The 22143-nt window shown below is 42.9% G+C and carries 19 protein-coding genes; all 19 read left to right on the top strand.

Translation table 11 applies throughout. The annotated features are described in order from the left end of the window. Window positions 1-3 precede the first annotated feature (3 nt). The 19 genes from GJU41_RS09815 to GJU41_RS09900 all read left to right on the top strand — a co-directional run bounded on the left by GJU41_RS09815 (window position 4) and on the right by GJU41_RS09900 (window position 22099). Window positions 4-1074 carry a BtaManbiosPhlase gene (locus tag GJU41_RS09815; RefSeq protein ID WP_154318477.1) on the top strand — a complete coding sequence of 357 codons (1071 nt, stop codon included), beginning with the start codon at window positions 4-6 and terminating at the stop codon, window positions 1072-1074. Window positions 1075-1130: 56 nt separating this feature from the next. After that, window positions 1131-2081 (top strand): mannose-6-phosphate isomerase, class I, encoded by a 951-nt coding sequence (manA, locus tag GJU41_RS09820; RefSeq protein ID WP_154318478.1) that lies wholly within the window; start codon window positions 1131-1133, stop codon window positions 2079-2081. 123 nt (window positions 2082-2204) lie between these two features. After that, the gene (locus tag GJU41_RS09825; protein WP_154318479.1) at window positions 2205-3551 is read left to right on the top strand and encodes a S1C family serine protease; all 1347 of its coding nucleotides are present in this window, start codon (window positions 2205-2207) and stop codon (window positions 3549-3551) included. Between the two features lie 416 nt (window positions 3552-3967). Then, window positions 3968-4057 (top strand): hypothetical protein, encoded by a 90-nt coding sequence (locus GJU41_RS25470; protein WP_396653220.1) that lies wholly within the window; start codon window positions 3968-3970, stop codon window positions 4055-4057. A 254-nt stretch (window positions 4058-4311) separates the two neighbouring features. Beyond that, on the top strand, window positions 4312-5337 hold the full coding sequence (locus GJU41_RS09830; RefSeq protein ID WP_154318480.1) for a LacI family DNA-binding transcriptional regulator: 1026 nt from the start codon (window positions 4312-4314) through the stop codon (window positions 5335-5337). A gap of 101 nt (window positions 5338-5438) precedes the next feature. Further along, the gene (locus GJU41_RS09835; protein WP_154318481.1) at window positions 5439-6758 is read left to right on the top strand and encodes an extracellular solute-binding protein; all 1320 of its coding nucleotides are present in this window, start codon (window positions 5439-5441) and stop codon (window positions 6756-6758) included. Between the two features lie 74 nt (window positions 6759-6832). Next, window positions 6833-7753, top strand: a complete 921-nt coding sequence (locus GJU41_RS09840) for a carbohydrate ABC transporter permease (protein ID WP_154318482.1) — start codon at window positions 6833-6835, stop codon at window positions 7751-7753. 5 nt (window positions 7754-7758) lie between these two features. Beyond that, a complete protein-coding gene (locus GJU41_RS09845; protein ID WP_070875339.1) occupies window positions 7759-8613 on the top strand; it encodes a carbohydrate ABC transporter permease in 855 nt (284 codons plus the stop codon). Then, window positions 8610-9857: a CehA/McbA family metallohydrolase gene (locus tag GJU41_RS09850; RefSeq protein ID WP_154318483.1), complete on the top strand. Its 1248-nt coding sequence runs from the start codon at window positions 8610-8612 to the stop codon at window positions 9855-9857. Before GJU41_RS09845 ends, GJU41_RS09850 begins: the two co-directional genes overlap by 4 nt. A 41-nt stretch (window positions 9858-9898) precedes the next feature. Then, window positions 9899-10864: an aldo/keto reductase gene (locus GJU41_RS09855; protein WP_154318484.1), complete on the top strand. Its 966-nt coding sequence runs from the start codon at window positions 9899-9901 to the stop codon at window positions 10862-10864. 19 nt (window positions 10865-10883) lie between these two features. Beyond that, window positions 10884-11648: a sugar phosphate isomerase/epimerase family protein gene (locus GJU41_RS09860; RefSeq protein ID WP_154318485.1), complete on the top strand. Its 765-nt coding sequence runs from the start codon at window positions 10884-10886 to the stop codon at window positions 11646-11648. 7 nt (window positions 11649-11655) lie between these two features. Further along, window positions 11656-13773: a DUF5054 domain-containing protein gene (locus tag GJU41_RS09865; protein WP_154318486.1), complete on the top strand. Its 2118-nt coding sequence runs from the start codon at window positions 11656-11658 to the stop codon at window positions 13771-13773. A gap of 16 nt (window positions 13774-13789) precedes the next feature. Continuing rightward, a complete protein-coding gene (gene iolG, locus GJU41_RS09870) occupies window positions 13790-14812 on the top strand; it encodes an inositol 2-dehydrogenase (protein WP_154318487.1) in 1023 nt (340 codons plus the stop codon). Window positions 14813-14829: 17 nt separating this feature from the next. Further along, a complete protein-coding gene (gene iolD, locus GJU41_RS09875) occupies window positions 14830-16695 on the top strand; it encodes a 3D-(3,5/4)-trihydroxycyclohexane-1,2-dione acylhydrolase (decyclizing) (RefSeq protein WP_154318488.1) in 1866 nt (621 codons plus the stop codon). A 20-nt stretch (window positions 16696-16715) separates the two neighbouring features. Continuing rightward, complete coding sequence (gene iolE, locus GJU41_RS09880; protein ID WP_154318489.1) at window positions 16716-17624, top strand: myo-inosose-2 dehydratase; 909 nt, start codon at window positions 16716-16718, stop codon at window positions 17622-17624. Between the two features lie 19 nt (window positions 17625-17643). Then, window positions 17644-18450, top strand: coding sequence for a 5-deoxy-glucuronate isomerase (gene iolB, locus GJU41_RS09885; RefSeq protein WP_154318490.1), 807 nt, complete (start codon window positions 17644-17646; stop codon window positions 18448-18450). Window positions 18451-18467: 17 nt separating this feature from the next. Next, entirely contained in the window at window positions 18468-19472 is a 1005-nt protein-coding gene (iolC, locus tag GJU41_RS09890; protein ID WP_154318491.1) for a 5-dehydro-2-deoxygluconokinase, read from the top strand. A gap of 16 nt (window positions 19473-19488) precedes the next feature. Further along, entirely contained in the window at window positions 19489-20952 is a 1464-nt protein-coding gene (locus GJU41_RS09895; protein WP_154318492.1) for a CoA-acylating methylmalonate-semialdehyde dehydrogenase, read from the top strand. Window positions 20953-21205: 253 nt separating this feature from the next. Then, window positions 21206-22099, top strand: a complete 894-nt coding sequence (locus tag GJU41_RS09900) for an ROK family protein (RefSeq protein WP_224771391.1) — start codon at window positions 21206-21208, stop codon at window positions 22097-22099. Window positions 22100-22143 lie beyond the last annotated feature (44 nt).

Here is a 22143-nt window from a genome sequence, read left to right on the forward strand (position 1 = left end):
AAAATGAATGTATACCGCTATGAACAAAATCCGCTGGTAGCTCCTGATGACGTGAAGCCTTTTCATGATGGCTTTGAAGTGATCGGTGCGTTTAATGCCGGAGTGACGACATTTCAAGATGAGACCATCATGCTGCTTAGAGTTGCGGAACGCCCGATAAGTGCGGACAGAAACATTGTGAAAGCACCTATCATTAATCCAGAAACAAGTCATTTAGACATTCTTGAATTTCAATTAGACGATCCGAAATATGATTTTTCTGACGCTCGTGTAATTCGCCGCGCGGGACAGGCACAGTTTGAATATTTGACATCACTATCCTATCTGAGAATTGCCAGAAGCAAAGATGGACGCCATTTTACGATTGATGATAAGCCATTTGTTTATCCCTCGGATAAGCTCGAGTCGTTTGGCATCGAAGACCCGCGCATTACTAAGATTGATGGTACGTATTACATCTATTTCACAGCGGTTTCGCCATACGGTGCAGGCGAGTCTATGGTTTCTACGAAAGATTTTGTCTCGATCGAACATCACGGCATGATTTTTGCACCTGAAAATAAAGATGTGGCGATTTTTCCAGAAAAAATCAATGGAAAGTATTACGCTTTGCATCGCCCTGTTCCAAAAAGCATAGGCTTCCCTGAAGTTTGGATGGCTGAATCTGAAAACCTGATTCATTGGGGAAATCATCAGTATCTCTTTGGCTTAAGAGAAGGGAAATGGGATAACGGCCGAATCGGCGGAGGAGCCGTACCAATCAAAACCGATGAAGGATGGCTGATCCTTTATCATGGTGCATCAAAAGAAGATCGCTATTGTATGGGGGCAGTATTATTGGACTTGGAAGATCCTACACAGATTATCGGTAGATCTGAAGAGCCAATCCTGGCACCTGAAGCGGACTATGAGGTTGAAGGATTCTTCGGCAATGTTGTTTTCTCTTGCGGAGCTGTCGTTGAGGGGAATGTTATTAAGATGTATTACGGAGTGGCAGACACCTCTATGGCTTGTGCGGAACTTCAAGTAGACGAAGTTTTGAGTGCGATTTCTATGTACTCGATGCATCGGTAAGAGAGTAATAGACTTAATGTAAATAACGATTTGTAAATGTGAGGATGTGTATACTTTTGAGCCATGCGCCAATAATATTAACTCCTCTCTTCCAAGACCGGATCTGGGGAGGAACTTCATTAAGAGAACAATTCGGCTACGAGATTCCAACTGAAACCACAGGCGAATGCTGGGCAATTTCTGCCCATCCAAATGGGCAGAGTGTGGTTTCTTCTGGAGAGTATGCTGGGAAAACGTTAGGTCAATTATGGGATGAGAAACGGGAACTGTTTGGCGGAGCAGAAGGAAACACATTCCCGCTGCTGACAAAGATTCTCGATGCCAATAATGACCTATCTGTTCAGGTTCATCCAAATGATGCTTATGCGAATGAGCACGAAAATGGTGAACTTGGCAAAACAGAATGCTGGTACATCATTGACTGCAAAGAAGGCGCGGACATGATTTACGGTCATAACGCTGCTTCAAAAGAAGAACTGATTCAAATGGTGAACAGCGGCGAATGGAATTCACTGCTGCGCCGCGTGAAGATTAAACCGGGTGACTTCTTCTATGTGCCAAGCGGAACCATTCACGCTTTATGTGAGGGTACTCTTGTGCTGGAAACACAGCAGAGCTCTGATACAACTTATCGTGTGTACGATTATGACCGTACGGATGATAAAGGGAACAAGCGGGAACTGCATCTTGAGAAAGCGATTGATGTAAGTACTGTTCCTCATCTTGATGGCCAGAATCATCCAGCTGTAGCAAAGATGAAGGATGTAACCATTACAACTTTTGTGGAAGAGGAGTACTTTACTGTTTACAAGTGGGAAGTAAATGGGCAAGCGTCGTTTACGCAGGATCAGCCTTTTCTGATTTGCAGCGTGATTGAAGGGGAAGGTGAGCTTGTTCAGGAAGGTGAAAGCTATCCGATTCCGAAAGGGGCACATTTTATTTTGCCTGCGGAGACTGGTGATTTCATAATCAGAGGAAAATGTGAATTGATTGTTTCTCATATATAAAGATTGAAAGGAGGACCCTTAGAAGGTTCTTCTTTTTTCTTTGTCGAAAAAATACAGATTGTAAAAAATACCAATTTAGCATAAAATAATACTAGTAAAATAGTCCTTGTTAGAGGTGATGAAATGTATTGTTCAAAGTGCGGCAGTTTAATTGAGCAAAGATCGACTTACTGCTCTGGATGCGGCAAGAAGATCCAGAAGAAATCGAATAAATGGTTGCTTTCTTTAACGATTTTCATGCTATTTATCTGTATAGGAGTTTTCACATATTTAGGGTTACACCTAACAGAACAAAAGCCAGTTCAGAAGATAGCCAGCGAAAAAATCGAAAAAACGCAGGCTGATGAAAAGGTGAAAAGTAAACCGGTTAAAGAACCTGAAAAAGAAGTAAAGCAAGTTGAAGTAGTAAAACCTGCACCTGTACAAGAGGCTCCAAAAGAGGTGTCAGAAATAATTGAAGATGCACAGCCTAAGGTGTTCACAATATTTAGTGATTACGGTCAAGGATCAGGCTTTTTAATGAATGAGTTCGGAGATGTTTTAACCAATGCTCATGTTGTAGAGGGAAGTACATTAGTTACAGTCCGCAGCAACGATGGAACTGAATTGGCAGGAACCGTGATTGGGTACAGCAATGAAATTGATATTGCAGTTATTCGGGTGACAGAGCTTGCTGGAAAGGTTCCTCTTAGTCTTGAAACAACGAATCAATCTGAATTAGGCGATGAAGTTATTGCATTGGGAAGTCCCAAAGGGTATGAAAACACAGCTACTCTCGGAAATATCAGCGGAGTCGATCGGACGTTTGTAATTGAACCTCATACATATGAGGGAATCTATCAAATATCAGCACCTATCGCACCTGGAAGCAGCGGTGGTCCTCTGCTTGATAAAAAAACAGAAAAAGTGATTGCCATCAACTCTGCCCGTGATAATCAAGAAGCAACCATCGGCTTTAGTATTCCGCTGTTTAAAGTGATCGATGTGATAAATGGCTGGGTTAATAACCCTATGAGTGAACAGGAAATTGCTGAGCTTTACTACAATAGTGAGGGGCTCTATTTTTACCAGGACATGTATGACAATGAGTATTATTTCGATGGCGGAGATTACAGCGATGAGTTTGAGGATTATGATTATTACGAGGTTCCTTATGACGAATATAGCGATGATCAATGGGAAGAATCCTATGAAGATGTTCCGGGAGACGATTATTCAGAAGAATACGATTATGAGTACTGGGAAGAAAATGAAGATGCAGAAGAACTAGAACAGGAAGAATATCCTGAAGAAGAACCATATATTGAAGATGAGTCAGTCGATGAACCTGTCGAAGAGTTTGTAGAAGATGGGGAAGATACAGAGATTGAGGATGAAGGTTCTGATACTGGTGATGAACTTGAAGTTCCGATTGAAGAACCAATTGAAGAAGATCCGGAAGGTGTGAGTGACAGTTCAGATGGTGAGTAACAAGAGAATATACTTTAACTTTAATGAGGAGGGAGACAGAAATTATTTCTGGCTCCTACTTTTATTTATTCAGTCCGGTTGTAAAATCACATAACTGTCTGCATTAATATCGTGTATCGGCCTGAAATAGGAGCAATCTAAATATTAGAGTTGTATAAGAGAATACTAGGCACTATATACAAAAGATTTAATGGGATAGTAGGGGAAAATGAACATCGGAGTCGATTTAGGCGGTACTAACATTCGGGTGGCAGTGATAGATGATAATGGAATATCTTTGATGCTCAACAGAAGCGGGAATGGACCATTAGGGCTATTGTAAAGATCATATCCGATACTGCCATTATTAGAGTTTGTTGAAATTGATAATGTATATATATCTACATTGTACGGTGTAATTAAACATTTATCAGGACATTCCTAAAGGAACACATTTTATATTGCCGGCTGAGACTGGGGCTTTTTCGATTAGCGGTAAATGCGAATTAATAGTTTCACATATTTGATAAAGGACGAGGGTTCCGATAGAGGGATCCTTTTTCTCTAATTTTATTAATCTGAATATTGACTGAATTAAATCTATTTACTATAATGAAGTCAGATTAATGAAACCGGTTCGATGCAACTAGAAGTATATTCTACATATATAGAAATATATTTTAATAGTATCTTCAATAATTCATGAAATACTTCTTTTATATTTCATTATTTTTTTACTCTCAATGAAACCGGTTCGACGAAATGTGGAAGAGGAGATCAAATGGTCACAATAGGCGATGTAGCAAAGCAGGCTGGAGTATCTAAAAGTACGGTTTCGAATGTATTCAGCAAAAAGCGTCCGATTAGTGAGGATGTGACAAAGCGTGTGATTCGTGTTGCAAAGGAATTGAATTATGTTCCGAATCACATGGCTAGAAGTCTGGCTATTAAAAAGACGATGATTATCGGTCTTAAGATGCCGACCGTTAAAGATTATGAGTTAAGCAGTTTTGAAACGAAAGTGATTAATGGGGTTGTGAAAAAGTCTTCGGAAAGCGGATACCGTGTCCTTTTGGACCGGATCTATGAAGGAGATTCCCAGTCGAACTTTTCAAGGGATCCCGTTGACGGAGTGATTCTATTAAATCCTCGTGAAGATGATTCGCGTATTGCGCAATACAGAGATTCGAACATGCCGTTTGTCCTGATTGGACGGCCAGACAGAACGGACATGGATATCAAATGTGTTGATAATAACAACATTGAAATGGCGAAAGAGGTCGGGGAGTATTTAATTGGCAATGGCCATCGCGAAATATTATTTTTAAATGCCTCCTATCATATGACGGTAGCAGAGGACAGAAAAGCTGGGCTGATGCAGGCCTATGATAATTACAATATGCCGTTTGACGAGGAGAATGTTGTTTATTATGATCAATCGACTTTTTCAAACGCATCTGAATATGGGTACGTCTCTTTTCTAGAAAAGATAAAAGAGAAAAAGTATACAGCGGTCATTGCGGATTCAGATCGCGTTGCACTTGGTGTAATGAGAGCTGCAAGGGAAATGGAAGTAGATATCCCTGGAGATGTTTCCTTGATTGCCTTGAGCAATAATGAAACCCTGGCTCTTGAGACGACTCCTAACTTAACGAGTGTAGAGCTGTTTCCTGAGAAGTTGGGGGAGGAAGCGGCTGATGTCCTGATCAATATGCTGAACAATCAGCTTGTACCAAGAATCAGAACGATCCCTGCTAGTCTGGTCATTCGCGATTCTTGTCAAGATATGAAACATCAAGAAGTGTAATGGATAAACCATGAAAGGGGGAGAGACCTGGAATCGATCAAGATTCTACATATGTAATTGTAAGGGCTTACATTTAGTTAACCACGATTAACAGGGGGATTATGATGAAGAAATGGCTATTTTTAGTACTTGCTGTTTTGCTTGTTTTATCAGGATGTCAATCGAGCACGGGTAGCTCGGGCGAGAAGACGGAACCTGTAAAGGCGCCGGATCGTGATTTAACGGCAGAAGGCTTGCCTGAGTTTAATGAAAAGGTTGGAGAATTAGGGAAAACGGACTTGGAAATTTGGCTTGCAGCTGATTATGCCAATACAGCTCCGATTCAAGATGCGATTAAGGAATTTAAGGAAGTCTATCCTAACATTTCGATCAAAACGGTTGGGATTGAATGGGGAGATATGAGCAATAAAGTAAAACTTGCCGTTTCCAGCGGAGCAGTTCCTGATATGGCTCATGCCCATGCATTTGCAATGGGTGCACAGGGTCTTGCTGAACCGGTAGATGATCTGTGGGAAGAGTGGGGCGAAGAGGATAAGTTTGTTCCAGGCGGTATTGAGGATACAACCTGGGAAGGTGTTAAATATGGGATGCCAATCGATGTAAATACAACAATCTACTTGTATAACAAGAAGGTTTTTGAAGAGAACGGCATCAAAGAAGCTCCAAAAACACTAGATGAGTTAGTAGATGTATCAAAGAAATTAACAAAGAAAGATGGATCTAGATATGGAATCGTGACGAGTGCCAGCGGATGGAGTTTCTTTGGAAATGTCATCGCCGCAGGAACGAACACGCTGAAGTTTGATGGGGACAAGGTGACAGCTAATCTTAATGATCCAAAGATTGTTGAAACGATGGCGAAATATACAGGCTTAGCTACAGTGGATAAATCATCTCCTGTTCCGCCGCCGCAGCAGCGACAAACGGATCATCCTGTAGCGATGTTTGGGACAGGAAGAGCTGTGTCCTTCATTTCCGGACCTTGGGATATTGCCAGAATCAAAAATGAATTTCCAGATGCGTATAAAGATTTAGCAACGGCGAAGCTTCCTGGTGATGAAAAAGGGTCTGTATTAGGCGGAGGAAGCTTGTTTGTTCCAAAGGGATCAAAAGACAAAGTTGCTTCCTTTGAGCTGATGAAATGGTTTGTTTCAGACAAGTATGGGATTCGGTTAGCGAAAGAGCAAGGCCGTCATCCGGTGAAAACACACTTATATGAAGATGAAATGTACAGTGATCCGTTATTGAAGCCGTATGTAGAGACGCTGCAAGATGCTGTACCGTATAAATTGGAAGCGTATCCAGAAGCAAATGATGCATGGGGTAAAGCTTTGCGTGCAGTATTTGACGGAGCTGATCCGCAAAAAACACTGGACGAAGCACAGGCAATTGCTGAAAAAGCTGTAAATTCAGCTAAGTAGGCAGTGGAATAGAATAGTTGATTTTGAAAGGGTATGTGCAGACATGCCCTTTCCCTTTAAAGGGAGTGAACATAATGAAAACGGAAATGGCTTCGCAAATGAATACACAAATAAAAACGAAAAAAGAGTTTCATAAATTGAAAGATTATATCGGGTCTTATCTTTTTGTTTTACCTGCTCTTAGTTTCTTATTTATCTTCTCCATAGCTCCTATACTCTATTTAATCTGGCTGAGCTTTCATGATTATAGCCTGCCGAATCCCGCAGAGTTTACAGGCTTAAAGAACTTTTCTCAAATGCTTCAAGACAAGCTTTTCATTAAGAGTCTCGGCAATACAATCGTATATACTGCAGGCTCCATGTTCTTAGGACTGAGCGGCGCGATTGCTGTTGCTGTGCTTCTTAACAGAAAGCTTAGAGGCTTACGATTTTTTAAAGTGTTTTATTTTCTGCCGACGATCACATCTGAAGTTATTACAGCCATGATCTTTTTGTGGGTGTTTGATAATAATTTGGGCATCCTTAACTATTTGCTGAAGCTCGCAGGGGTTGAAGCACCGCCGGCTTGGCTTTTGCAGCCGACTACAGCGATGATCATTCTGATTCTGATTGGGGCATGGAGAGGAACAGCTTATAATATCCCGATTTTCTTGGCAGCCCTTCAGGCAGTGCCGCAATCCTTATATGAAGCAGCTAGGATTGACGGGGCAAATTCCTGGAAACAGTTTATACATATTACACTGCCATCAATCACCCATATATTAGTTTACACCATGGTTATGTCTGTTATTGGCTCATTCCAGGTTGTTGCGGTTGTTGACATCCTGACAAACGGCGGACCGATGGACAGCACAATGGTTGTCATTAAACATATCTGGCAGCAGTCGTTTGAATTTAACTATGTGGGCTACGGGGCTGCATTATCTCTTGTACTTTTCCCATTCTTGCTTGCAGTGACCTGGCTTCAATTAAAGCTATCTTCCGGAAAGGACTAAATACGATGAAAAAGTCAAAAATCCTGAAAAACTTCATCCTGTATTTTCTGCTGTCGTTTGTCTTATTCGTGTTTTTAGGTCCATATATTTGGATGCTGATGACGGCCGTCAAGTCTCAGGGAGATGTGATGGTTTGGCCGCCTAAGATTTTGCCTACAGAATTTCATTGGGAAAACTTCTTGAGAATCTGGCAGGAAACGAATTTGCCGAGAGCATTCTTAAACAGTTTTATCGTATCAGCAATATCTACAATTATTAACGTGTTTTTAGCGTCATTGGCGGCTTTTGCCTTTGCAAGACTGACATTTCCGGGAAGAGATAAGCTTTTCCTCTTAGTTCTTGCGACTATGATGATTCCTTCTGGGTTAATGGTTGTTCCGCTCTTTTTTATGATGAAAAATGTACCGTTTGCAGGTCCGGATGGATGGCTTGATTCCTATGTGGGACTCATTCTTCCCTTTGCTGTCACAGGCTTTGCGATTTTCCTGATGAGGCAAAACTTCCTTGCTATCCCAAGAGAGTTGGATGAGCAGGCAACCATTGACGGCTGCTCTAAATTTCAAATTTATTGGAAAGTGATCATGCCTTTAAATAAACCGGCGATCGCATTGGTGGCAATCTTCAGCTTCCTGAGTCACTGGAACGAGTATTTATGGCCATTGACGATTGCGAGGTCGCAGGAAATGTATACGATACAGATTGCTCTAAAAGCATTCCAGGGCCAATATAACATCGATTGGCCGTTAATCATGACAGGTGCAACCACTGCAGCATTGCCGATGATTATCTTGTACTTTATTCTTCAGCCTCTATTTGAGCAAGGTTTAGGAGGACTGGGTTCGGGAGGAAAAGAATCGTGAGCCGTGTTCAGCAAGTCGCCTTGTCTAAGGTGATCCATCACTCGCAGCAGGGCGAGTACATCACTTTACCGTTCTCTGTACCGGATGATATTGAAGAAATAAAGGTAGAGCTGTCTTTCAGTCAGCCTGATGAAAATATTATTGATTTGGGATTGGAAGATCCAAATGGTTATAAAGGGTGGAGCGGCGGTGCCCGTAAGGATATTTTTGTCCGTGAAGACCGTGCCACGCCAGGCTACACGTTAGGCAAGCTTCCAGCGGGGGAGTGGGGGGTTATCTTGAATGCTTACCGTGTTCCTAAGGCGTGTGAGGTAAATGTTCAAGTTACGCTTTTGGTGAGTGAAATGAGATGGTTCAAAGGGGATCTGCACCTGCATTCTAATCATAGTGATGGTGCCTTTACTGTAGCAGAAGTGATTGAAAATGCGAGGCATGCTGATTTGGATTTTGTAGCGTTAACGGATCATAACACGTTCAGTCAAAACTACCAGTATCCGCTGGTTGAAGATCTGGCTGTCATTCCGGGTGTTGAGCTGACGACCAACCGCGGGCATTGCAACTTTTATGGCGTGCACAAGCCCTTTTCCGATTTTCGCTGTGCAACGAAGGAAGATGTTCAAGAGAAGCTTGATGAAGGAATGGCAAATGGTGCCGTTATTTCCATCAACCATCCGCACTGTTCGTTTTGCTCCTGGGAATGGGGCCTGGAGCATTTTGATGTGAAAATAGTAGAGATTTGGAATGGGCCCTGGAGCAAACAAAATCAAGCTGCTTTAACATGGTGGGATCTGCAGCTGCAGCAAGGGAAAAAAATCGTTGCAATAGGCGGAAGTGATACCCATCGTCTTCATGAAACGATTAAATGTGGAACGCCAACGACTTGGATTTATTCGGATATGCATACTCCAAGAAAGCTATTAGACTCTTTAACAGCTGGCCAAGTGTGTGTTGCTGGACGTCCCAATTCCCCTTGGATTCAACTGCAAGCCGAAGAGACGCTGATGGGCGGTGCTTTAAACAGTCATCTTGATCTGGCGCTTATTCAGGTTATGATTCCGGAAAGTACCGAAGGGCTTTTAAAAATCATTACGGAACAGGGGACTGTATCTGAAGTCCATAAAGGTTCAGGAGCGTTTTTAAGTGATTTTGAGATTGCAGGCAGCAGCCTGTATGTACGTGCTGAATTATGGGATGAGGAAACAGACTCACCAATTGTCATCAGCAATCCGATTTATTTTTCATAAGAAGTCAGGGAGAATTCAGAAGTCAATAAGGAGGCATAATGATGGAGTTTCATAGTTTAAGAGGAGTTATTGATCAAAAATATGTTGAGAAGGCCTGCTCAAGGTTAATAATGGGGACGGCTCACTTCTATCAATATGACAGCAAGCAGCAGGCATTCGATATGCTGGATGAGTACTTTAAAATAGGTGGAAATATGTTTGATATGGCGCATCAGTACATAGACAGCGAGGTTATCTTTGGAGAATGGATACATATGAAGAAAAATCGCAGTGAGATTCATATTTTAACAAAAGGGGCTCATCCTGATGATGGTGAACCAGGTCCCCGCGTAAATCCGGCAGCTATATCTAAAGATATCTCAGAAAGCTTAGAGCGATTGAATACAGACTATATTGATTTCTATGCCCTTCATCGTGATGATGAAACCGTAGAAGTTGGCGTAATTATGGATGCGTTAAATCAGCATCTTGCTGCAGGCCGAATTCATGCGATTGGAGCTTCGAATTGGTCGCATCAGCGCATTCAGGAAGCAAATGAGTATGCTGCGGCTCATGGTTTAATAGGGTTTACGTTTAATAGTCCGAACTTGAGCCTTGCAAAATGCAGGGAACCAAGATGGCCAGGCTGTATTTCGGTGGATGAGCACATGGAGAATTGGCACAAAGGCTCCCAGATGCCGCTGCTTTCATGGTCATCTCAAGCGGGCGGCTTCTTCAGCGGAAGATTTTCTCCTGACATAAAAGATCATGAGGAAATGGTCCGTGTCTATTACTCCGATGATAATTGGAAAAGGTATGAACGGGCTAAGAAGCTTGCTGAAGAAAAGGGTGTGTCGGCTATTCAAATCGCACTCGCTTATGTTTTGAACCAGCCTTTCCAAACGGCAGCCATCATAGGACCGGAAAATGCAGAAGAATTGAGTTCATCTGTAGCTGGTTCTGCTATTAAGCTGACGGCAGAGGAAATGAACTGGCTGAATTTGATGGAACGTAAAGCAAGTGTTTAAGGAGAGGAGCGATCAAGGAATGAAGCATAAATTCGCTGCCCAATTATATACGCTGCGAAATGAAATTCAGAATGACTTTCCAGGGACTTTAAGGGTGTTGAAACAAATGGGCTGGGAAGCTGTTCAAATGGATGGCCTTTATGGGTATTCACCTGAGGAGATTGCAGGGGTTCTGAACGAAACAGGTCTAAAAACGGCTGGTATGCATGTCAGCTTAGACAGGCTGAAGCATGAGCTGGATGATGTATTAAAGGAAGCTAAACTGTTTCAAACAGAAGAAATCATTTTGCCGTATTTAGATGACCATTTGAAAAATGAAGAGGGATACATAAGCGTCAGAAAAGACCTGCTCGCCATCTCTGCAAAAGCTGTACCGCAGGGGTTTCGAATCGGCTATCATCATCACGATTTTGAGTTCAAAACCGAGATCGATGGTGAATATGCTCTGGATTATCTATTGGCACCACCAGAAATTTTTCCGGAAATCGATACGTATTGGGTGAAAAAAGCAGGATTAGATCCATTAAGTTATATTCGCCGTTTTCCAAATCAAATGCCGATTCTGCATTTGAAGGATATGACCAGTGATGGAAAAGGGAATTTTGCGGAAATAGGTGCTGGCTGCATTGATTTTGAACCGATTCTAAAGTGGGGAGAACAAAATGGTGCAGAATGGTACGCGGTCGAACAGGATATTTGTGAAGGGAGCCCATTCGACAGCCTGGAGCAGAGCCTTGCCTATCTGATCAAATTGACAGCCAAATGGCAGACAAACGAGGGGTGACATTCATTTGAAAGAGATAGAGGTTGTACATGTCATATTTAAAACACATCTTGATATCGGCTTTACAGATTTAGCTGAAAACGTCACAAACCAGTATATTCAGTCCTACATACCGAAGGCGATTCACTTAAGCCGTGAGCTTGAGATGGAGAAAGGCAATGCAGGGTTTGTATGGACTACGGGCTCATGGCTCATTTATGAATACTTAAAGCGGGCAAATGACGCTGAAATAGAGGTTATGGAAGAGGCAATCTCTAAAGGTTATATCGCTTGGCACGGCCTCCCTTTCACAACACATACAGAATTGATGGACAAAAATCTGTTTGAGTACGCATTAACGATCTCGAAGAATCTTGATAAGAAGTATGGAAAAAAGACGATTGCCGGAAAAATGACAGATGTCCCAGGACATACAAAGGCAATGATACCTCTGCTAGCTGAAAGCGGAATCCGCTATTTGCACTTTGGAGTAAATCCAGCCTCAAAGGTTCCTTCTGTACCTAACCTGTTTGTATGGAGATCCGCTGATGGATCTGATGTCATTGTTAATTATGCGGACAATTATGGGGATGTCTTAAAGATAGACGGATTGAATGAAGTGATGGTCTTTGCCCACACCGGCGACAATTGCGGACCGCCATCGATTGAGGATATCAAACAAGAGTTTAATCGATTAAGCGAACGCTTCCCGAATGCCAGGATTAAAGCGTCTACTATGGATGCCTTTGCAGAAAAACTTGCAGCAGTCAAGCATTCCCTTCCAGTTGTAAATGAAGAGATTGGCGATACATGGATTCACGGAGCGGGTACCGATCCGAAAAAAGTGGCTGAATATCGCGAGCTCGTCAGGCTTCGGAACACATGGATCTCACAAGGCAGATTAGAAGAAGGCAGCGAAGAATTCAAGGAGTTTTCTGATTGGTTGTTGTTAATTCCTGAACATACATGGGGCCTTGATGAAAAAAAGTATTTAAATGATTATAAACATTATTCAAAACAAGATTTTAAGTCGGCAAGAGAGCGCGATTTGATTTCTAAAGATGCGGTTCCTGATAAATACGGCTATATTGGTTCATTTGCGATGCATGAATTTGATAATATGTCCAAACAGCTCTTTTCAACTACATGGGAAAATAGAAGCTACAGCTTATTTGAAAGCTCATGGAGGGAGCAGCGGGGATTCCTTCAGAAGGCTGCAGGGGCGCTTTCTGCTGATAAACAGCAGGAAGTGAAGGCGGCATTTGAGGCCTTAAAGCCTGTTAAAAAGAACGAAAATGGATACGAGGAAATGAGAACAGGCGCTGTTTATTCACTTGGGGAGTTCCAAGTATCTTTCTCAGATGATGGCTCCATTTCACGTTTAATTGATCAATCAGGTAAAGAATGGGCAAATCCAGAACAGCGTCTTGGTGTCTTTTCCTATGAATCCTTCGGGGTTGAAAATTACCAGACATGGTTTAAGCAGTATGTAGAAAATCTTGATCAAACGTACCGCTGGTCTGAAGCAGACCAAGGGAAGCCGGGCATGGAACTGGTTCAGCCGATTCCTGTTCATTCTCTCTATCGCCCTGAAGTAATCTCTCTTAAAAAACAACAATCATCTGCATTAGATCGTGTCTATGTGCAGCTCCGTTTGTCTGTTCATGCTGCAGAGGTGTACGGTGCACCAAGAGAGGTTGAAATCATCTACACATTCTTAAAAGATGATCATGCAATTGATGTTGAATTGAACTGGTTTGAAAAAGATGCAAACCGGCTTCCTGAAGCGCTTTGGTTCTCATTCTCCTTGCAAGTAGATAATCCGAATCTATGGAAAATGGATAAAATGGGCACCATGATTTCTCCGTATGAGGTCGTAAAAAACGGAAACCGCAATCTTCACGGGGTTCAGTCGGGGATTACTTATCATGGCGCAGATGGATGGGCTGTTATTGAAACGATGGATGCCCCTCTTGTGTCTCCGGGAGAGAAACGATTATTACAGCTGGATAATAAAACGCCGAATTTAGAGAACGGCTTTCATTTTAATTTATACAACAATGTATGGGGTACGAATTTTCCAATGTGGTACGAAGAAGATGCTAAATTCAGATTTTCATTGAAACTTCATTCAAATGAAAAATAAGAAGGGGCGTGCGTATATGAGCAAGCTTACAATTGGAATCATCGGGATTGGAAGGATTGGAAAACTGCATGCGGAAAATCTGCTGCGTCATCCTCTGGCAACGGTAAAAAGCATTTCGGATGTGAGGGCTGAATCACTGAAGGAATGGGCATCTTCTGCCGGAATCAATCATGTTACAAATGACTATCAGGAGCTGTTGATTGATTCAGAGATTGATGCCGTTTTTATTTGCTCCCCGACAAGCACTCACACGGATATTATCAAGGAAGCTGCGAAAGCCGGGAAACATATTTTTTGCGAAAAGCCAATCAGTTTAACCTATGACCATTCATTAAATGCATTAGAGGCGGTTGAGGAAGCGGGCGTGAAGCTGCAAGTGGGCTTTAACAGAAGGTTTGATCATAACTTTAAAAAAATCTATGAAACCGTGAAATCTGGCACGATTGGCACCCCGCATATTGTGAAAATCACATCTCGTGATCCTGAACCTCCGTCAGAACAATACATCCAGACATCAGGCGGCATGTTCATGGATATGTCCATTCACGATTTTGATATGGCCCGATATGTAACTGGCAGTGAAGTAGAGGAAGTGTATGTTCAAGGAGCAAGCCTTATTGACCCTGTTTTTTCTGAGTATGGAGATACAGATACGGCCGTAATGACACTGAAATTTTCAAACGGGGCGATCGGAGTGATTGATAACAGCCGGAAAGCCGTCTATGGGTATGATCAAAGAGTGGAAGTTTTCGGATCACTTGGTTCAGCAGCTGTGCAAAATGATGTGCCGACAACAATTGAAATCAGTACATCAGAAGGTGTTTACCGTGATAAACCAAAGCATTTTTTCCTTGAACGGTATCAGGATTCATATGTTCAGGAGATAAATGCCTTTATAGAATCAATTTTGTCGGACAGTCCTATTGCGTGCAGCGGACTAGATGGCTTGAAGGCTGAACAGATCGCAAAAGCAGCGAAAGAATCCTATGAAACCGGAAAACCTGTAAAGCTTGAATCTGGTATTCAAGTAAAAAGATAGAAGGTAGGAGGAAAAGAATGAACACCATACGTTTAACGATGGCGCAGGCTCTTGTCAGATTTTTGGATCAGCAATATATCATGCTTGATGACAAAGAAAAGAAATTCTTCAAAGGAGTTATGGGCATTTTCGGTCACGGGAATGTAACGGGAATCGGTGAAGCGCTTGAAAGAGAAGATCACGGATTAACGTTTATTCAAGGGAAAAATGAACAAGGCATGGTGCATGCAGCCACCGCCTATGCGAAACAAAAAAACCGGTTAGAAGCTTTTGCCTGCACTACTTCGATTGGACCTGGCGCATTAAACATGGTTACAGCTGCAGGGACGGCAACGGTGAATCGAATACCCGTCTTGCTCCTGCCTGGTGATACGTTTGCCTGCCGTCAGCCTGATCCAGTTCTTCAGCAAATTGAAGATTCATCAGATTATACCATTTCGGCAAACGATGCTTTTAAACCAGTAAGCAAGTATTGGGACCGAATTATCCGCCCGGAACAGCTCATGACAGCTGCATTACAGGCAATGCGAGTATTAACTGATCCTGCTGAAACAGGCGCTGTAACCCTATGTCTGCCGCAGGATGTACAAACAGAGGCCTATGATTATCCAGCTGAATTTTTCCGAAAGCGCATTCATCACATGGACCGGAGAAGCATTTCACCAGCCACATTAAAAAGAGCCGCTGAGTTAATCTCAGTTAAGAAAAACCCAATTATCATCGCTGGCGGCGGTGTTCATTATTCGTTTGCAGCGGGCGCTCTGGCTGAATTTGCCGAGAAATTTCAAATTCCAGTCACTGAAACTCAGGCCGGTAAAAGCGCGCTTCCTTGGAATCATCCGCTAAATGCAGGCGCAATTGGGGTAACTGGATCTTTAACGGCCAATCGGCTGGCTAGAGAGGCGGATCTCATCATTGCGGTAGGGACTAGGCTTGCGGATTTCCCTACATCTTCTAAGCAGGCTTTTCAGCATCCTGAGGTGGAACTAATCGGAATCAATGTTAATTCAATGGATGCAATGAAAATGGATGGTTTATCTGTCGTTGCGGATGCGAAGGCAGCATTGCTGGCATTAAGTGAAGAGTTGGAAAAGCTTCATTACATGTCGAGTCATAGCTTGGAGAGACTAGCTTCCTTAAAATTTGAATGGGACAGGGAAGTTGATCGGCTATTTGAGCAGGATCATGAAGCAGGCTTGTCACAAACAAGGGTTTTAGGAGAACTGACTCATTTATTAGACGATCAATCTGTCATTGTCGGAGCGGCGGGCAGCTTGCCTGGTGACTTGCATCGTGTCTGGAGAAGCAAAACGCCGAAGGACTACCATTTGGAATACGGATTTTCATGTATGGGCTATGAGGTTTCAGGCGCATTTGGTGTGAAGCTTGCTGAACCTGATAAAGAAGTGTACGCCATGTGCGGAGACGGCAGTTTTCTCATGCTGCATTCTGAGCTTTTGACAAGCATACAGGAACGCAAGAAAATTACGATTCTATTATTTGATAACCACGGCTTTCAGTGCATCCATAATTTGCAGCGCGGACATGGAAGCGACGGCTTTGGTAATGAGTTCAGATTCCGTTCAGGTGAATCCAATCAGTTAGCGGGTGATTATCTGACGATTGATTTTGCGAAATATGCAGAAGCCCTTGGCGTAAAAGCATACTCTGTTTCTACTGTCGAAGACTTACATTCTGCTATAAAGCGATCAAAAACAGATACTGGTTCTACTCTCATTCATATGAAAGTCATTCCAGGAACTAACACGGATGGCTATGAGTCCTGGTGGCGGGTTGATGTTCCTGAGGTTTCAGCCAGTGAAAAGGTGCTGGAATCGCATAAAGAAATGAAAGAAAACGTGAAGCTTGCAAAGAAATATTAAATCGTTTGCGAGGTGGAAGAATGAGAGAAGCATTTCCTTTTAAACTTGGAATATCAGCAATAAACTGGGCCAATGAAGATGTGCTTAGACTTGGAGACCATTATTCAGGAGAAACCATCCTGAGTGAGATGGCGTCTTTAGGATATGCAGGCACAGAAATGAGCCGCAAGTTCCCGAGTCATGTCCAGTCTTTAAAAGCACTGCTTGAAAATAAAGGGATGAGCCTTGCCTCACAGTGGAAAGGTGTCCTATTTTCAGATGCTGCAAGACATAACGCGGAACTCGAAGGCTACCGAAAGCATGTCCTCTTTTTAAAAGAAATGGGCTGCAAAACGGTTGTCACGTGTGAGCTTGGTGGTTCCACTATTGGTGACCCCAGACGCGGGGAAAATGAGGCGGATGTCAGACCGCTGACTGATTTTGAATGGAATGCGATGATTGATGGCCTTGAGAAAGCTGGTCAAATTTGCCGTGAGCATGACATGCAATTAGTGTATCACTATCATATGGGAACCAATGTCGAAACCAAAGAACAAATTGATCGTCTTATGCAGGAATCAAATCCGGAGCTTGTCCACTTGTTATTTGACAGCGGCCATGCCTATTATGCAGGGGCTGAGCCCATGGAAATTCTTGCGGAATATGCAGATCGAATTAAGCATGTTCATCTGAAGGACGTTAGAAAGGATGTCCTTGAACACGTCAGAAGAGATGGGATAGACTTTAAATCCTCTGTTCTGGAAAATGTTTTTACTGTGCCGGGAGATGGGATCCTGGATTTTAAGCCAATACTGCAAACACTTAAGGACCAAACATACAGCGGATGGGTCATTATTGAAGCAGAGCAGGATCCTGATGTGAAAAATCCATATACCTATGCGAGACTTTCCAAACAATATATCGATCGCATTTGGAAGGAAATAAGGTAGTGAAGGGGGAGAAATCAACATGAAGAAGTTAATTGTTCCAAGCAATCAGCCGGATCAAAATGGGCGTGTATTATGCATTACACCGCAAATTGCTGATTGGGAGTATGTTGGATTTGAAATCTATCAATTGAAGGCAGGACAAACATTAAAACTGGCAACTGAAGATCAGGAAGTATGCCTCGTTTTTCTGGCAGGAAAAGCAGATGTCAGGACACATGATGAGTCATGGGAAAATGTCGGCGAACGAATGAATATCTTCGAGAAGATTCCGCCGTACTCCGTTTATATTCCTTCAGAAGACGAAGTGACAGTTGCAGCAGCGACCGAACTTGAGCTTGCCGTATGTAAAGCGCCTGGAAAAGGCACATACAAAGCAAGGCTCATCAGACCCGCAGATGTGGGAGTAGAAATAAGGGGTTCAGGCAATATGGAACGTCTTATCCATAATATTTTACCTGAACAAAAAGAGGCAGATAGCTTGCTTGTTGTAGAGGTGTTTACACCAGAAGGGAATTGGTCAAGCTACCCTCCGCATAAACACGATCAAAATAATTTGCCGGAAGAATCTTATCTGGAAGAAACGTATTACCACCGTGTGAGTCCAGAAAACGGATTTATTATCCAGAGGGTCTATACAGATGATCGAAGCATAAATGAAACAATGTCGGTCAGCAACGGCGATGCTGTTATGGTTCCAGAGGGCTACCATCCTGTAAGCACGCCGCCCGGATATGATGGCTATTACTTAAATGTCATGGCAGGACCAATCCGCACATGGAAGTTCCATAATGATCCCGAGCATGAATGGCTCATGCCGAAAAAATAAGAAGAAGGGGTGAAACAATGACTCTACTATCCTTTGACCCAAATCGAACGCTGGATTTTATCGGTGTTGGCAGACTGTGCATCGATTTGAATGCAAATGAAATCAATCGTCCTATGGAAGAAACCCGTACCTTTACGAAATATGTTGGCGGATCTCCAGCCAATATCTCAATCGGCATGTCGAGACTCGGCAAAAAAACCGGCTTCATTGGACGGGTTGCCGACGACCAGATGGGGCGGTTTATTGTTCAGTATTTAAAAGAGAATCAAATAGATACTTCAAATGTCATCACGGATAAAAGCGGAAGCGTGACAGGCCTTGCTTTTACTGAGATTAAAAGTCCGGAAGACTGCAGCATTCTATTGTACAGAGATAACGCCGCAGATTTAAAGCTAGAACCTCAGGATGTAAGAGAAGATTATATCAAACAGGCTAAATCACTCTTAATCTCCGGAACAGCTTTAGCGAAAAGCCCATCCAGAGAAGCGATTTTCTTAGTATTAGAGTATGCGAGGAAGCATGGAGTCATTGTATTCTTTGATATCGACTATCGTCCATATACGTGGACTTCTCAAGAAGAAACAGCTATCTATTACAATCTGGCTGCCGAAAAGTGTGATGTGATCATCGGCACCCGGGAAGAATTTGATATGATGGAACAATTTGAACAGAGAACAGAGGAAAATGACTGGCAGACTGCTAAGAAATGGTTTGATTATCACGCAAAGATTGTCGTGATTAAGCACGGAAAAGATGGTTCCATCGCTTATACAAAAGATGGCGGCTCCTTTGAAGGTTCCACATTTCCTGCAAATGTGATCAAAACTTTCGGTGCAGGCGATTCATATGCAGCAGGGCTGATTTACGGATTAATGCAGGGCTGGAAGCTCCCGAAAGCAATGGAATATGGAAGCGCAGCAGCTGCAATCGTCATCTCCAGTCACAGCTGTTCTGATGCGATGCCGACTGAAGAGCAGGTCGACCGGTTTATTAAGAAACATCGACAGAGCGAAACCGTTTAAGAGAGGGGAGAAAAGAATGACAACAAATACTCATGTTAAAACACTAAAAAACTACATAGGAGGCCAATGGACAGAATCATTATCCTCACAGACCCTTCCAGTGCCTAATCCCGCAACAGATGAAGTCATGGCATTCGTTCCTCTTTCTACAAAGGAAGATCTTGATTATGCTGTTAAAACGGCAGAAGCGGCATTTGAAAATTGGAGCCAGACTCCTGTGCCCAAAAGAGCGCGCATTCTATTTAAATATCAGCAGCTCCTTGTTGATCACTGGGACGAGTTGGCTCTTTTAATCACAAAAGAAAACGGAAAAAGCTATAAGGAAGCATACGGAGAGGTGCAGCGCGGAATTGAATGCGTGGAATTTGCCGCTGGAGCTCCAACTCTGATGATGGGGAAACAGCTTCCTGATATTGCAACAAATATTGAATCGGGCATGTTCCGCTATCCTGTTGGTGTTGTAGGAGGGATTACTCCTTTTAACTTTCCAATGATGGTCCCTTGCTGGATGTTTCCGCTGGCAATCGCATGCGGAAATACCTTTGTGTTGAAGCCATCTGAGAGAACGCCGCTATTAGCAAACCGATTAGCTGAATTATTTAAGGAAGCCGGTCTTCCTGATGGGGTTTTCAATCTTGTTCATGGTGCACATGATGTGGTAAATGGCATGCTCGAACATCCCGGCATTCCGGCCATTTCTTTTGTAGGCTCTCAGCCGGTTGCCGAACATGTTTATAAAACGGCGGCAGCAAACGGAAAGCGGGTGCAGGCATTAGCAGGAGCAAAAAATCACAGTATCGTCATGCCTGATGCAAAGCTTGACGAAGCAGTCAGACAGATTGTCAATGCTGCTTACGGATCTGCAGGCGAAAGATGCATGGCCTGCTCAGTAGTTGTTGCTGTTGGTGATGTAGCGGATGAACTCATTGGAAAGCTGGTTCAGCATGCAAATGAAATAAAAATAGGAAATGGGCTTGATGAAGAAGTGTTCTTAGGGCCTGTTATCCGTAAAGAACACAAAGAACGTACAGAGCGGTATATAGAAGCTGGTGAGGATGCAGGGGCAGTCTTGATCCGTGATGGCCGGAAGGATACGCCCGAATCAAATGGTTATTTTATAGGCCCTACCATCTTTGATAAAGTCACGACAGACATGAAGATCTGGAAGGAAGAAATTTTTGCTCCCGTATTATCGATCGTTCGAGTAAAGGATTTAAAAGAAGCCGTCGAGCTATCCAACAAATCCGATTTTGGAAATGGAGCCTGTTTATTTACCCAGGACGGAAGCAGCGTCCGCTATTTTAGAGAAAAAATTCAAGCAGGTATGCTTGGGGTTAACATTGGAGTTCCGGCCCCGATGGCATTCTTCCCATTCTCTGGCTGGAAAAACTCCTTCTATGGCGACCTCCATGCAAATGGTTCAGATGGAGTGGAGTTTTACACGAAAAGGAAAATGGTTACGGCTCATTGGGGAATGTAATACCCGAATATTCCTTTTAAAAAATGAAAAGAGAAAGGACGAGAATATAAATGCTCGTTCTTTTATTTGCTCTTAACGGATATAGGATAGATGAGGAGCTTTCATACTTCATTTATAATTGGTTATTTACAAAATGCGTATACCAGATTGGAACAATGCTATAGTGGGTTAATCTAAATATTAAAGTTGTATAAGAGAATACTAGGCACTATCATTAATCTTATACAAAAGATTTATGGGATGGTGGGGGAAAATGAACATCGGAGTCGATTTAGGCGGTACAAACATTCGGGTGGCAGTAATTGATGATAATGGGATTATTATAGAAGAGCTTGGATGCTCTACAGAAGTGTGGAATGGACCTCTTAGGGCTATTGAAAAGATCATCGCCATGATTCAGAAGCTGCAGGAAAAACACACTGTTCAAGCTGTTGGCATTGGAGCACCCGGACCGCTGGATGCGAAGAATGGAATCATTATAGAACCGCCCAATCTTCCTGGCTGGCAAAATATCGAATTAACAAAAACAATTGAGTCGGCTATTCAAATGCCTGTGTATCTTGAAAACGATGCCAATGCAGCTGCACTTACCGAAGCGCTGATCGGTGCTGGCAAAGAAGCAGATAGCGTCTTTTACATAACCGTCTCTACAGGAGTCGGCGGGGGATATGTATATGGAGGCAAGCTTATTTCAGGAGCTCAGGGAAACTGCGGGGAGATTGGGAATATGATAGTAGATCCCCATGCAATAGGTGCTCCTAACCTTAACAAGGGAGCACTAGAAGCTCTTGCAAGCGGGACCGCAATCGGGAGAAGGGCTGAGTCTGTTTTTGGGTCGGGCCACGGTGCAAAGGAAGTGTTCCTGCTTGCTCAAAAAGGCAACCAAGAGGCAGCTGATATTATTGATGAAGCGCTGAGCTATTTGGCCATTGGGATTGCCAATATCGTTCATACTTTAAATCCAGAAGTTATTGTTCTTGGAGGCGGAGTCATGAAATCTAAGGACTTGATGCTGGATCCCTTAAAGGAGAAAGTGCTTCCGCTTTTATATCCCAGTCTTAGACCGCATTTGAAAGTAGAGCTTGCTTCTTTGGATCAGAAGGCTGGAGTTGTTGGGGCTGCGATGGTTCCGGGGCAGTACCTATAAGTATGTTTGCATTGCTGATATGAAAAAACAGAAAAAGATGACTG

Source organism: Metabacillus idriensis (assembly GCF_009674765.1).
GTDB classification, from domain to species: domain Bacteria; phylum Bacillota; class Bacilli; order Bacillales; family Bacillaceae; genus Bacillus_P; species Bacillus_P idriensis.

Coding starts and splice junctions, on each gene's coding strand:
- GJU41_RS09895 (WP_154318492.1), top strand. CDS start 19,489: ATGACAACAAATACTCATGTTAAAACACTAAAAAACTACATAGGAGGC.
- iolC (WP_154318491.1), top strand. CDS start 18,468: ATGACTCTACTATCCTTTGACCCAAATCGAACGCTGGATTTTATCGGT.
- GJU41_RS09825 (WP_154318479.1), top strand. CDS start 2,205: ATGTATTGTTCAAAGTGCGGCAGTTTAATTGAGCAAAGATCGACTTAC.
- iolG (WP_154318487.1), top strand. CDS start 13,790: ATGAGCAAGCTTACAATTGGAATCATCGGGATTGGAAGGATTGGAAAA.
- GJU41_RS09830 (WP_154318480.1), top strand. CDS start 4,312: ATGGTCACAATAGGCGATGTAGCAAAGCAGGCTGGAGTATCTAAAAGT.
- GJU41_RS09845 (WP_070875339.1), top strand. CDS start 7,759: ATGAAAAAGTCAAAAATCCTGAAAAACTTCATCCTGTATTTTCTGCTG.
- GJU41_RS09835 (WP_154318481.1), top strand. CDS start 5,439: ATGATGAAGAAATGGCTATTTTTAGTACTTGCTGTTTTGCTTGTTTTA.
- iolB (WP_154318490.1), top strand. CDS start 17,644: ATGAAGAAGTTAATTGTTCCAAGCAATCAGCCGGATCAAAATGGGCGT.
- iolE (WP_154318489.1), top strand. CDS start 16,716: ATGAGAGAAGCATTTCCTTTTAAACTTGGAATATCAGCAATAAACTGG.
- GJU41_RS09860 (WP_154318485.1), top strand. CDS start 10,884: ATGAAGCATAAATTCGCTGCCCAATTATATACGCTGCGAAATGAAATT.
- GJU41_RS09900 (WP_224771391.1), top strand. CDS start 21,206: ATGAACATCGGAGTCGATTTAGGCGGTACAAACATTCGGGTGGCAGTA.
- iolD (WP_154318488.1), top strand. CDS start 14,830: ATGAACACCATACGTTTAACGATGGCGCAGGCTCTTGTCAGATTTTTG.
- GJU41_RS09855 (WP_154318484.1), top strand. CDS start 9,899: ATGGAGTTTCATAGTTTAAGAGGAGTTATTGATCAAAAATATGTTGAG.
- GJU41_RS09815 (WP_154318477.1), top strand. CDS start 4: ATGAATGTATACCGCTATGAACAAAATCCGCTGGTAGCTCCTGATGAC.
- GJU41_RS09840 (WP_154318482.1), top strand. CDS start 6,833: ATGAAAACGGAAATGGCTTCGCAAATGAATACACAAATAAAAACGAAA.